Origin of the sequence: Azospirillum sp. HJ39 (assembly GCF_041507355.1) — a bacterium.
Lineage (GTDB): Bacteria > Pseudomonadota > Alphaproteobacteria > Azospirillales > Azospirillaceae > Azospirillum > Azospirillum thiophilum.
On record NZ_CP167911.1, the window covers coordinates 2,243,320 to 2,256,265 of the forward strand.

6 protein-coding genes are annotated in these 12,946 nt (G+C 67.7%); 4 read left to right on the forward strand and 2 right to left on the reverse strand.

Features of this window, described 5'->3' with window-relative positions:
• Nucleotides 1-331: 331 nt before the first annotated feature.
• Nucleotides 332-634: a hypothetical protein gene (locus tag ABMY26_RS24005; protein WP_372397132.1), complete on the reverse strand. Its 303-nt coding sequence runs from the start codon at nucleotides 632-634 to the stop codon at nucleotides 332-334.
• 951 nt (nucleotides 635-1,585) lie between these two features.
• Nucleotides 1,586-1,723, reverse strand: a complete 138-nt coding sequence (locus ABMY26_RS24010; protein WP_372397133.1) for a hypothetical protein — start codon at nucleotides 1,721-1,723, stop codon at nucleotides 1,586-1,588.
• A 747-nt stretch (nucleotides 1,724-2,470) separates the two neighbouring features.
• Here ABMY26_RS24010 and ABMY26_RS24015 point away from each other — a divergent pair.
• From ABMY26_RS24015 to ABMY26_RS24030, 4 genes are all read left to right on the forward strand, one after another.
• Nucleotides 2,471-4,945 (forward strand): hypothetical protein, encoded by a 2,475-nt coding sequence (locus tag ABMY26_RS24015; RefSeq protein WP_372397134.1) that lies wholly within the window; start codon nucleotides 2,471-2,473, stop codon nucleotides 4,943-4,945.
• 167 nt (nucleotides 4,946-5,112) lie between these two features.
• Nucleotides 5,113-5,631, forward strand: coding sequence for a zincin-like metallopeptidase domain-containing protein (locus ABMY26_RS24020; protein WP_372397135.1), 519 nt, complete (start codon nucleotides 5,113-5,115; stop codon nucleotides 5,629-5,631).
• A 15-nt stretch (nucleotides 5,632-5,646) separates the two neighbouring features.
• Entirely contained in the window at nucleotides 5,647-8,877 is a 3,231-nt protein-coding gene (drmD, locus tag ABMY26_RS24025; protein ID WP_372397136.1) for a DISARM system SNF2-like helicase DrmD, read from the forward strand.
• A gap of 3 nt (nucleotides 8,878-8,880) precedes the next feature.
• Nucleotides 8,881-12,945 carry an Eco57I restriction-modification methylase domain-containing protein gene (locus tag ABMY26_RS24030; RefSeq protein WP_372397137.1) on the forward strand — a complete coding sequence of 1,355 codons (4,065 nt, stop codon included), beginning with the start codon at nucleotides 8,881-8,883 and terminating at the stop codon, nucleotides 12,943-12,945.
• Nucleotide 12,946: the final 1 nt, after the last annotated feature.

The following is a 12,946-nucleotide window of genomic DNA, read 5'->3' on the forward strand; positions in this document are numbered from 1 at the left end:
CTCAGGATTGTCCCTCATCAACCGGATCTGCACAGCTTTGTCCATTGTCCATCCCTTTCCCGTAGAAGTTCCACACGCTGGTGCGCCGTCAGCATCTCCATCAGCGCATTCTCAGCCGACTGCTGCGCCTCCAGTTGGTTCTCCGCCCGCCCGATCCCAGGCCGGATGGCTGCATACAGGTTCGTCCGCCACCCCCATCCGATTCCCGGCTGGAGCGAGGGCCAGACCATCAGGAGCCAGCCGTCACCGCCGGAGCCTGGCGGCCTCCAGGACGTGAGGACGTCCCGCCTGCCGGAGCTTTTGAGAGGGGACCAGTCCAGGAGCAGATCGCTCATTCTCTGCCCCCGCGCCGAGGCAGCCGCTGCCGGATGAGCTCCGCCGCCGCATGCGCGGACAGCGCGCCCTGTTCCACCATGACGGCTTCGGCCGCCTGCTGCGCCTCCGCACGCTTCTGGAAGCCCCGCTGGCTCTGGATCGACGCCCCGATGAACCCGCCGGCACGTTCGCCGCTGTGGACGAGGTAGTGCCATCCATCGCTCTTGCGTGCCACGAGAGCCGTCCAGGATCCGGTGCTGAGGCATGTCACGCCTGTGACGGCGTCGGTCTCCCAAAACGCGCTGTCTTCGTTCGTCATGGTTCCCCCCTTTGCCTCTTTCACCACGATGAGCTGCGATTTGTCCGGTACGAAAGCGGCCACCTCCGCCGCCGGTCTTGAGTCCTCGAGGGATGCGGCGGCCCGGCGCGCCGCTTCAGGTATGATCGACCGCATGCTCCCAAGGCCGAGCCCCACCCTCGAGAGCCGCAGCCACCTCATGCGTTGCACCCGTCAGGCTCCTCCAGGTGGCGTTGCGGCGCATGAAAGGCCCCGTTCGCACCCACATGCGCAGCGTGCGCGGAAGATCCGACGCTTGAAGCGCCAGACCGGCCTGATCACCTCGACCTTCCCGGCCCATAGCGCTGTACAACGTCTCGAACCGCGGCGGTCTGCTCGTGGAACGTCAGAGTGGCATAGCGCGTGGATTCGATCAGCAGTTCCACCGCGACAACCGGCGACGTCTGATGCCGTCCGGCGCGGAGGCGGGCGAGAAACCGCTCGCTCGTCGGCAACGCCTGCCGGCTGCACGCAATGCCCCAGCCGCGGGTCCATCTCGGCCCCTTCAGCAGCATGCCCGGAGGCGCCTGACTGAACCGCGCCCCATAATGGCTCCATCTGCGGTTCCGCCACAGGGAGAGGGTCGGGTACCACCGGTGAGAGAGGTTGTACCAGCCCTGCGGCCCCACGGTGCGGGAAGGCATGAAGATTCGTTTCCGCATCCTGCTCCTCCTCGTCGCCCGCCTCTCTACCCGATCGCCCATCTCGATCTCCCCACCAGCCTCGCGTAGAGTCTAGCCCATGACTCCGCCCGACCGAATCCCCCGCAGATGGCTGCTGCGCGCGCAGTTCGCATGCGCGCTGGCCCTTGCCTCGCTTGGTGTCGCCTGGTTGGCGCTACAGTCGGAAGGGCTCCCGCTGCCGGCGGTCGCCGTGGCCCTGATGGGGCTGGCGTTGGCGGTCTATTTCAGGGCATGGCGCTGACGCGTCCCGTCAGAGCGGAAGGTCGGCATAGCCGCCGAGCGGCACGCCCAGCCTCGAGACGCCGTCGGCGAGGCCGCACACACCGGACAGATTGATCGCATCCTCGACATCGCCGCCGCACGCCGCTCCACAAGCGAACATGCTCATCGTCGACGCTCACGGTCGGCGGGCCGCGATGCAGGTGATGAAGTGCGTCGTGAACAAACCGGCGAACTTGCTCGCCTCTGTTTCGACCTCAACGTTCACCCGCGATGCGCCGCCGCCAAACCTGGGAGGCCGTCCATACGGCCGTGCGACACGGGAACCAATCACCCGTGTTCTTTTCGTTGTTGTGGTTGAGGTCTGGGTTCCGGAGAACGACCGACTGCCGGACTGCCGGATGTGTCCGCCGCGATGATCGGGCGATCCTGCGCGCACTCTGACCCGGCGTTGGCCTCGCTGACTGCCTGGACGACACGAAATGGCCCTCGGAAATCGTCGCGGCAGGCAGGCCCAAGACGGTTGCTCCGTACATCGTCACCGAGGTCACGATGAGGAGAACCGCTGACGGTGGGCCTGGCACAGGCTCTGTCTCCGGAATGATAGGAGTCGTGATCGACCTCGCATGAGGTTCTTCGACCGGAGTCATTGAAAGGTCCCGCTCTCCGACGCAGCGCCTTGTGGGGAGGAAGCCGGTGTCTATTTCGGGGGCGCTCCGGCGTCGCCGGGGCCGAAATGCGAAGCGCCCGGGGTAGGACCCGGGCGCTCCATCGGTCGAAACGTGTTGCGCCACGTCCGGCTCGATCACACTCGTCGAGATAGGCCCACGCCTGTCGTCGACAAGCCCGGATGTGGCCCGAGGAGGGCACATGGGACGATCCGCGTTGCCGCGGTTCCCGCTCCGGGCGGGAAGACATGGCTGATCTCAGGGAATTCGAACGCGGTGGCGTCGAACCGCCCCAACCGCACTACACCGTCGACACCCTACCGGCGGCCGAGGCGCAGACCCTTCTGCGGCGGGAGGCCGAGACTTGGGCCGCGGCGGCGCTCGCCGGCCCAAAAGGAGGTGCCCGGACCGTGATCGGCATCCGGGGTGCCGCCGGCTTGGGGAAATCGACGACCCTGCTCGAGGCCGTCCTGCCACTGCTGCGCGCCGGCCTTCGGGTGACGTTCTTCGTCCCGCGTCTCAACCTCGGGGACGAGTTGGCCGGCAAGGCCATCGCCAATCTCGAGGCCGTCGCCGAGGCCGAGCGCGGGGATTCCGATCCGTTGGAGATCTGGGAGCCGCCGCCCCCCCTGCCGCCCGTCGGCGTCCTGCGCGGACGGGAGGCGGTCGACGTCGCTGGCGCGGCGGTCTGTGGCCGGGCCGCCCTCGTCAATGCGCTCCAAAGGAAAGGTCTGTCCGCCTACCGCAATCTGTGCGAGCGCTTTGCCGTTCAGGATGGTTCGCCGGTCGCCCTTCTCTGCCCTATGGCCCACCGCTGCGCCCACTACCAGCAGTCGAACGACGCCCGGCCGGGTCTGTTCTTCGCGCCGCACGCATACCTGACGACGCCGGCGCCCAGCGGGCAGCGGAAGCCGGACGCGGTCATCATCGACGAAAGTTGGTGGCAGGTCGCCATCAAGGAGCGCAGCATCAACCTCGAGGACTGGCTGGCCGACCGGGTCTGGCTGGGCGACGCTCCCGTCGACGAAGACGACTTCACCCTCGGACTGGCCCGTGCCTGGCTCGTCAGGCGCGCCGGCCTCGTCCACCAGCTCATGCTGGCCGGCACAGCCCCGGCCGACTGGCCGGCCCACGGCCTGACGGCCGACGACTGCCGGCGGGCCGCGCGGCTGGAGGGAGAGAGCGCCGCGCCGGCCATCGACCCGGCCATGGCGGACACCGCCATCGGCGCCGTCCTGGAGGCCCATACCCCCACGCCGGCCTCCCGCCTCGCCGGACTGTGGCGCGCCCTCGCCGTGGAGATCGAAACCGCCCGCTCCGCGCTCCACTCCGTGACCCTGGGCAAGGCCGGTCCAACCGACGCTCGCCGGACCGTCATCGCCTGGTTCAAGCGATCCGACCTGCGCGGCGTCCCGGCCGAGGCTCCGGTCCTGCTACTGGACGCCTCGATGGACCCGGAGATCGTCCGTCTCTGGTTTCCGACCATCCGCATCGTCCGGCTGGACGTCGAGCGCAAGGCCCTCGTCGTCGGTCTGACCGACCGCGCGCTGGGGCAATCGTCCCTGGTGGAACTCGCCGACAAGAACGGCGGCTCCAACGCGGGCCGGACGTTTGCCCGCAACAACCGTCTCGCCCTCGCCAACCTATTCGAGGTCGTCAGCGCGACCGCCGGGCCGACGCTGCTGGCAACCTACAAGGCCATCCTGCCGACCCTGCGGGACCACCCGGACACCACCGCCACCGTGGCCCGTGCCATTTCCAAGAACCCCGCCATCGCCAAGATTTCCCCTCTCGGGCATCTGGGTGGTCTGCGCGGCTCGGACGACTATCGTGACTACGCCGCCGTCATCGTCGCCGGCCGCCTGCAACCGACGGTCCTTGCCGTCGAAAATCTGGCCCGAGCCCTGTTCTTCGACGCTGTCATGCCACTGGCATTCCTGGGCGCAAACCGTCTGCCGAAAGTGGAGCGCCGGCGCCGCATGCGGGACGGCTCCGAATCCGTTGCCCTGGTCGAAGCCCACCCCGCCCCCCGCATTCAGGCTGTCCTCGAGCAGTGCCGGGAACGCGAGTTGGAGCAGGTGGTCGACCGCCTCCGCCTGATTCATCGGATCCGCCCTGCCCTGGTGATCGTCGCCTCCTCCGTGGTGTTGGACATCACGTACGACGCCGTCCTGCCATGGTCCGACCTGGTGCCGTCGCGCGCCGTGTCCGCCCTGGTGCGCGGGGGCGTTCTACCGGCGAACGCGGGCCTACGCGCCGCAGCGTTCCCGGATCTCTGGACCAGCGCCGACGCCGCCAAGAAGGACGGTCAGCGAGCCGGCCAATTGGGGGACAATCCCCTGTGGAAGCTCATTCAGAGAGCTTTGTCCCCCAATTGCGGCACCGCGAAGCCCCTGGCGATGGACGCGACCTATCGGCGGGACGGGGTGCGCGGCTTGCCGAGCGCCGCCAAGGTCCTCGCGGACCTGACGGACGATGACATCAAGGCGGCACTTGAGGGACTCCACGGCGGTGCCATCAAGGACCTGCGGGTGGTACGTCCGGTCGCGGCGGAAGCCGTCCCGGAGGGTGTGTCAGATGCGACCGCGCCGGGGCACGGCACAGGTTTGCTCGCGGTCGGTGGGGTCGTTGTTCCCTTCCCGAACGCCATTCCGGGCACGGCCAATACCGACACAAGATGCAACTGCGGGGCCCGCCCGCAGTCAAGAATTGCCGCCGCGTAGCCGCCCGTTGGGTTCCAGTTCGCAGCCCTTCACTCAGCTTCGTTGTCGGGACCACGGGAGATCGGTTGGGCGCACTTGGCGTTTGGCCGGCTGCCCCGACGCCACCAGCTGGATGCCCTACGCCGGCGGTACTTGGGCTTCGCGTCGATCGATCACACCGTCGGTCCATGCCTCGCAGCGCCATCACCCTGAATTGGCTTCAGGACGGCGCCTTGGCGCCTTGGTCAGTCGTCGCAGGACACTCGATCCGCATCGGCCGCGACCTGTCCAGGGCCTCCGGCTCGCGCAAGTATGCCGTGAAGGAGCGGACGGCGGAAATCGCCTCGGCCTTCCTCCGCGCCGCTCTCAGAATCGTACCCCCCATCTGGAATGCCGACTACATCGGCGCCTGGATGGATGGCTGCGCCACGATGGTTACGCCATCATCCGCGCCGACAGCCACCCGAGTTGACCGAATCCTCGGAAACGAAAGCGCACCACACACGCTTTCCAGGATGCGACCGATCGTTAGGTCGGCGCTGACCTCAGGGAGCTTGCTCGGCCAGGCCGCCGGAAGAACTCAAGACGGTGCGGATTGGTATCGTGATGCCCTCGTCCTCGTAGGGTCGAATCCACCGCCTGACCATTCACGCTTCCTTTCTTTCCAGGACTCGACCATCATGCACAGCCCATACGTGTGCAACTGACAGGCGCTTTGGTCGATGAAGCCTTCCCTCGGCGAGTTCGTTGAAGTCCGCAGCCGCCCTTGGTTGGTCGAAGGCATCGATGAAAAGGGCAGCGGTCTTACCGCGTTGCGCCTGTCTTGCATTTCAGACGATGCCCAGGGTGAAGTCCTCGAAGTCGCTTGGGAAGCGGAGATCGGCGCGCGGACGCTCGAAGGCGATCCTTGGTCACTCATCGCCGAGAACGGCACCGACGATCCATCCACGTTTGCCGCCTATCTGCGGACGTTGAAGTGGAACACGGCCACGGCCGCCGATCGTGATCTTTTTCAGGCGCCGTTCCGCGCCGGGATTCGTCTCGACGCCTACCAGCTTTTGCCCCTGCGTAAGGCCTTGCGGCTGCCGCGCGTCAACCTGCTGATCGCGGACGACGTCGGTCTGGGCAAAACCATCGAAGCGGGGCTGATCCTGCGCGAACTTCTGCTGCGCCGTCGGATCGACTTCGCGCTGGTCGCGGCGCCGCCATCCATGACCTTGCAGTGGAAGGACGAGTTGGAGGCGAAGTTCGGCCTGTCCTTCACCATCATCGACCGCGAGCGGCTGGCCGAGATGCGCCGCCAGCGCGGATTTGGCGTCAACCCTTGGGCGACCGCATCCCGCTACATCGTTTCACATCGCCTCTTAACCGACGAGACCTACACGGCCGGTCTGCGCGACGTCCTTGGCGCCTTTCGTCCGCGCGCCCTGCTCATCCTCGACGAGGCGCATCACGCCGCCCCGGCGAGCGGCGCCCGTTACGCGGTCGACAGCCAGTTCACCAAGGCCATGCGCGACCTCGCCGGCCGGTTCGAGCATCGGCTGTTCCTGACCGCCACCCCCCACAACGGGCACTCCAACAGTTTTTCCTCCCTGCTGGAGATGCTGGATCCCCAGCGCTTCACCCGTGGGGTGGAGGTGCGTCCGCGCGATCTCGACCCCGTCATGGTGCGTCGCCTGAAATCTGATCTGCGCCGGATCGGCGAATCCTTCCCCGAGCGTGTCGTCGATCCCATCCTTCTCGAGGGTCTCCCCGCAACCGCCCCGGAACTGCGGCTCTCCGGGATGCTGAGCGACTATGGCGCGTTGCGAGCCAAGCGCATCGCCCGGCTGCCACGCGGCGAAGCCAATCAGGCCAAACTGGTCTTCGTTGGCTTGCAGCAACGGCTGCTGTCGTCGGTCGCCGCCTTCGCGCGGTCGCTGGAGGTTCACCGCCGGACACTCCTGACCGCCATCGAACACGCAACGCGCGCAACTCCCGTCGGTGCCGGCGCCGCCTTTGTCGTGGGCGCGCCGACTGGCGACGAATTGCCGCTGTCCATGGATGAGGCGACGGCGGTGGAGCGACTGGCCGCCGACGAGGACGCGGCGGTGATGGCGGCGACCGACCTTGGCGCCATCGGCGCGACCGGCGACGACCTGCGGGCCGAACTGGCTCACATCGACGACACGCTGGCCTTCGCCAAACAGCACGCGAATAAGGCCGACGCCCGCGTCGTCTGGCTGGTCCGCTGGATTCGCGACAACATGCTGTCCGAGGGCATGTGGAACGACCGGCGTCTCATTCTCTTCACCGAGTATGAGGACACCCGCCGCTGGCTGCAACGCCGCTTGGCCGAGGCGCTGGCCGACACCGATCGGCCGGACGACCGCGTCGGCGTCTTTTCCGGGGCCACTGGCGGCGACCAGCGGGAGGAGATCAAGCGCGCCTTCAACGCCGATCCGGCGGTCGAACCCTTGCGCATCCTGATCTGCACCGACGCCGCGAGGGAGGGCATCAACCTTCAGGCCCGGTGCCACGACCTGATCCACATCGACCTGCCGTGGAACCCATCGCGGCTGGAGCAGCGCAACGGACGCATCGACCGCAAGCTGCAACCGTCCCCGACCGTCTTTTGCCGCTATTTCCGCTATGCCCAGCGGGAGGAGGACATCGTCCTTGACGCGCTGGTCTGGAAGACCGAGAGGATCCGCACACAGCTCGGCTCCGCCGGTCGGGTGATCGAGGAGCGGGTCTTCGCCCGCTTGGCCGAGAACGGCATCGAGCGGGGCAGAGCTCAGGCCCTGGCCGACCGCATCCGCGATGAAAACGATGACGAACGCCTGACCCGCGCCCGCGCAGAAATGGATGACGACGAACGGGCGCGCTACGACCGAATCCTAAAGGACAACGCCGACCTCCGGCATGTTCTGGAGGAATCGCGCAAGCGCGTCGGCGTCAACCCACGGGAATTGCGGCAGGTCGTCGGCGTCGCCCTGGCCCGCGCCGGGGCCGATCTGGAGGGCGCGCGCGGCGATCCGGTGGGGCCGGTGGACACCTTCCGCTTCGACCCGTCATCCCCAGTCTTCGCCGCCGATCCCGGATGGCTCGACGCCTTCGACGACCTGCGCCCGCGTCCGCGCCGTCGCGGCGAACGGTTCGGGGAGTGGCGGCAGGCCGCCCCGATCCGCTCCATCGCCTTCGAGCCGCCAATTCAAGGCGATGGATCGGACGCCGCCAACGTGGTGCAAGTCCATCTGGAACATCGTCTGGTGCGCCGCCTGCTGTCGCGCTTCCTCTCCCAAGGGTTTCAGTCGGGGCTGGAGCGGGTCTGTGCCGTGATTGGACCGGGGGCCGAACCGCGCGTGGTGATGATCGGGCGGCTGGCCGTCTACGGACCGGGCGCCGCTCGTCTGCACGAGGAGTTTCTCCCCGTCACCGCGCTATGGACCGAAGCCGGGCGGACCGAAGCCGGCCGTCCAGGAAAATCATTGCGACCCTTTGGTCGTCAGGGCGGCGAAACCACGCTGGCCCAGTTGGAGGAGGCTCTGCGCGACACCCGTCGGCCGCCGCCGATGGCACTCGCCCGCATCCGCGCGTTGGCCCGGCGGGACGCCCAGGATCTGGAGCCGGAGTTGCGCCGCCGCGCCGAGGACCGCCTCGCCACCGTGATCCGCGACCTAGCGGCGCGGGGGGACGAGGAGGCGACATCGCTCACCAAATTGTTGGACGGCCAGCGCGCCCGCATCGCCAAGGCCGAGGCTGGCATCGACCCCAATCAGCTTTCCCTTCCCGGCATCGCCGATCAGGAGCGGGAGCAGCTCGCCCGCGACCGCCGCCATTGGGCGGTGCGTCTGCGGGAGATTGAACGGGAAATCGCGGAGGAGCCGAAGCGCGTCCGCGAATCCTACACCGTCCGCGCCCACCGGATTGAACCGGTCGGCCTGGTTTATCTTTGGCCCGTTTCCGGCTGAGTCATGACTGAAATCCTGTCGTTCGACCCCGATCTTGAGTGGCTCGACCACGTCCAGCCCGTTGGCCTTGTCGTTGGATCCAGCCTGCTGAAGGAACTCGGCCTCGTCCCGCCGATCCAGACCCAGCGCGACAGCGCCGAGGTGGCGGAGCTTCTTGCCGGACCAGAGGCCGCCGATTCCAACGCCCCCGCCCTGCCCGATCCTTGGGCCTTCGTCGAGGGGGTGTTGAACTGGCCGGCGGCGCTGGTGGCGGGATCACCCGGTGGTCCGGCGCTGCCCGACGAGCTGTTCGTCCGCCTGCCAGAACACGACACGGTCTTGCAGCCCCATTGGGCGGTGCGGGCCGGCGCCCGCGATCCCGGTTGGCAATTGCTGGTGCGGATCGAATCGGCGGGGGTGAAACCCGACGACCGCGGCGCGCTGGACGGGTGGGAGGCCACGCCGCACCAGCGGTTCGAGCGTCTGCTGCGTGAAACCAACGTCCCCGCCGGACTGCTGATCGCCGACCGGGAATTGCGGCTGATCCACGCCCCCCGTGGCGAGACGTCGGGCTGGATCACCTTCCCCCTGGCCCCGCTGGGGACCGTCGCCGGCCGGCCAATGCTGGGCGGGTTGAAGCTGGTGCTCAGCGCCTACCGCCTGTTCAACGACGCCGACGACCGCCGGCTGCCCGCCCTGCTGCGCCGCAGCCGCGAGGCGCAGGCCGCCGTGTCCTCCGCCCTGGCCGAACAGGTATTGGGCGCCCTGCACGAGTTGCTGCGCGGCTTGACGACGGCGGAGCCGGAGCGCGTCGCCGCGCTGGCCACCGACCATCCGGCACAGCTTTACGAGGGGTTGCTGACCGTCCTGATGCGGTTGGTCTTCGCGCTCTACGCCGAAGATCGCGACCTGATCCCGTCGCGCACCGACGCCGACGCGCGGATGTTCTACGATCAGGGTTATTCCGTGCGCGGCCTGCATGGCAAGCTGCTGGAGGATGCCGCCCGCACCCCCGACACCATGGAGGAGCGGCTGGGCGGCTGGGGCCGTCTGCTGGCGCTGTTCCGGCTGGTCCATCGCGGCGACGGCACCGGCTGGATTCGCGGGCGCGGCGGCAAGCTGTTCGACCCCGACGCCTTCCCCTTCCTGGAGGGCCGGGCCGCCCTGTCCGACCCGCCCCGCGTACCCAAGGTGACGGATGGTTGCATCCTGCGTCTGCTCGACGGGCTGGTGACGCTGAAGGGCGAGCGGCTGTCCTACCGGACCTTGGATGTGGAGCAGATCGGCTCAGTCTATGAAACCGTGATGGGCTTCACGGTGGAACGGGCGGCGGGGCCGGTGCTGGCCATCCGTGCCGGCAAGAACAACCACACCCCCGTCTTCGTCGATCTCGCCGCCTTGGCCGAGGCCAAACCCGACGCCCGCCTGAAATCGCTGAAAGAGGTGTCCGGCCGCGCCAGCCTGACCGCCAAACAGCAAAAGGCGATCAAGGAGGCCAAGGGCGTGGACGGTCTGGCCGCCGCCCTGGAACCGATCGTCGACGAACGCGCCTCCCCCCACCGCCGGGTGATGGCGACGGGAACGCCGATTCTCCAGCCGACCGACGAGCGGCGGAGCACCGGCAGCCATTACACCCCGCGCGGCCTGACCGAACCCATCGTCCGTCACGCCCTGGCCGATTCCTTCGCCCGGCTCGGCCCCGACGCCACACCCGAACAGGTGCTCGACCTGAAGGTCTGCGACCCGGCCATGGGGTCCGGCGCCTTTCTGGTCGAGGCCTGCCGCGCCGTGGCGTCGCGTCTGGTCCAGGCCTGGGCACGCTGGCCGGAAACCCGCCCGATCATTCCCGCCGACGAGGACGAGGATCTGCACGCCCGCCGGCTGGTCGCCCAGCGCTGTCTGTACGGGGTGGACAAGAACCCGATGGCGGCGGATCTGGCCCGCCTGTCGCTGTGGCTCGCCACGCTGGCCCGCGATCATGAATTCACCTTCCTCGATCACGCGCTGAAGGCGGGGGACAGTCTGGTCGGGCTGACGCGGGCGCAGATCGCCGCCCTCCATTGGGACGCGGCGCGCGCCGGTCTGCCGCTGTTCCGCGCCCTGGTGAACGAGCGGTTCGAGGCCGCCGTGCAGGGCCGCGCCGAAATTCGCGACGCCGAGGACAACGTGTCGCGCGCCATCCAGGAAGAGCGCTACCGGAAGATCGAGCAGCGGCTGGACTCCGCCCGGCAGATCGGCGACGCCGTGGTCGCCGCCTTTTTCGCCGCCGACAAGCCCAAGGGACGGGAGGCCCGGCGGCAGGCGATCGAAAACTGGGTCAACGGCCCGGCGGCGGAGCTGTGGCCGAAGCTGGAAACTCTGCGCCGGACGCTGACGGCGGGCGGCGCCCACCCCACCCATCCCTTCCATTGGGAGCTGGAGTTTCCCGAGGTCTTCGCGCGGGACAATCCGGGATTCGACGCCATCGTCGGCAACCCGCCCTTTGCCGGCAAGAACACCATCGCCGCCGGCAACCAGGGCGGCTTCATCGACTGGTTGCAGACTCTGCACGCGGGCGCCCATGGCAACGCCGATCTGGTCGCCCATTTCTTCCGCCGCGCCTATGGGCTGCTGCGGGTCGGCGGGGTGTTCGGCCTGATCGCCACCAACACCATCGGCCAGGGCGACACCCGCCAGACCGGGCTGGCCGCCATCCTGAAGGCGGGCGGCGCCATCCCGCGCGCCGTCCGTAGGCTGAAATGGCCGGGCGAGGCGGCGGTGGTGGTGTCGGTCGTCCATGTCCGCCGCGATCCGCCCCCCGCGCCGCCGTCGTCGGCCTTTTTCGGCACGCTGTTCGACGCCCCACCACCGCCCCCGCCCGCCGCGCCGCCGACCGTTCCGCGCGGCGCCGTGCTGGACGAACGCCCGGTGTCGCGGATTTCCGCCTATCTGGTGGAAGGCGACCGCGACGACCCGCCCGCCCGCCTCGCCGCCAACGCCGGCATGGCGTTTCAGGGGTCCATCGTTCTGGGCATGGGCTTCACCTTCGACGATCAGGCGGCGGCCAAGGGCACTGCCTCCTCGCTCGACGAGATGCGCCGCCTGATCGCCAAGGATCCGCGCAACGCCGAGCGGATTTTCCCCTACATCGGCGGCGAGGAGGTCAACAACGACCCGCGCCACGCCCACCGTCGCTATGTCATCGACTTCGGCGACATGCCGCTGAAGCGCGACGAGCGCGAACGTGGCTGGTTCCTGATGACGCCGGAAACCCAGGCAAAGAATCTGCGCGAGGGATCGGTGCCCCAGGATTATCCGGAGCCGGTGGCCGAGGATTGGCCGGATCTGATCGAGATCGTACGGCGGCTCGTGAAGGGAACAAGGGGGAAGCACTCCACTGCTCATTGGTGGCATTTTGAGCGTAGAAGGGGGGATTTGCTTAAGGCCATGATAGGCAATGATTCATTCTTAACTATGGCTAGGCATTCACCTCAATTTTCTATAGCAACAATAACCGGATTTAATATTTCAGCGGAAAGTTTAATTGTATTTCCGGCAAATGAATTGAATAGTTTTTTCACAGTTGTTCAAGGCAGGACTCATGAGGCCTGGACCCGCTTCTTCGCATCATCCATGAAGGATGATCTCCGCTACACCCCCAGCGATTGCTTCGAGACCTTCCCCTTCCCCCAGGCCTTCGAGACGAACGCCGCCCTGGAGGCCGCCGGTCAAGCCTATCACGACCACCGCGCCCAGCTGATGGTGACGCGAAACGAGGGGCTGACCAAGACCTACAACCGTTTCCACGACCCGGCGGACACCACCCCCGACACCCGGCGCCTGCGCGACCTGCACGCGGACATGGATCGCGCCGTCCTCCACGCCTATGGCTGGGACGATCTGGCTCGCCGCGCGCAACCGATTTTCCTTGATGCCACGAACGAGGACGACCACAAATACCTTAACCGCCTCTTCTGGCCCGCCGACCTCCGCGACGAGGTCCTGGCCCGCCTCCTCGCCCTCAACGCCACCCGCGCCGCTGAGGAAAAGGCCCAAGGCCTAACCCAGCCCCCCGGCTGGTCGGAAGAGGAAGACTTGGAGGAGGTGTAGC

Coding starts and splice junctions, on each gene's coding strand:
- ABMY26_RS24015 (WP_372397134.1), top strand. CDS start 2,471: ATGGCTGATCTCAGGGAATTCGAACGCGGTGGCGTCGAACCGCCCCAA.
- ABMY26_RS24005 (WP_372397132.1), bottom strand. CDS start 634: ATGACGAACGAAGACAGCGCGTTTTGGGAGACCGACGCCGTCACAGGC.
- ABMY26_RS24030 (WP_372397137.1), top strand. CDS start 8,881: ATGACTGAAATCCTGTCGTTCGACCCCGATCTTGAGTGGCTCGACCAC.
- drmD (WP_372397136.1), top strand. CDS start 5,647: ATGAAGCCTTCCCTCGGCGAGTTCGTTGAAGTCCGCAGCCGCCCTTGG.
- ABMY26_RS24020 (WP_372397135.1), top strand. CDS start 5,113: ATGCCTCGCAGCGCCATCACCCTGAATTGGCTTCAGGACGGCGCCTTG.
- ABMY26_RS24010 (WP_372397133.1), bottom strand. CDS start 1,723: ATGAGCATGTTCGCTTGTGGAGCGGCGTGCGGCGGCGATGTCGAGGAT.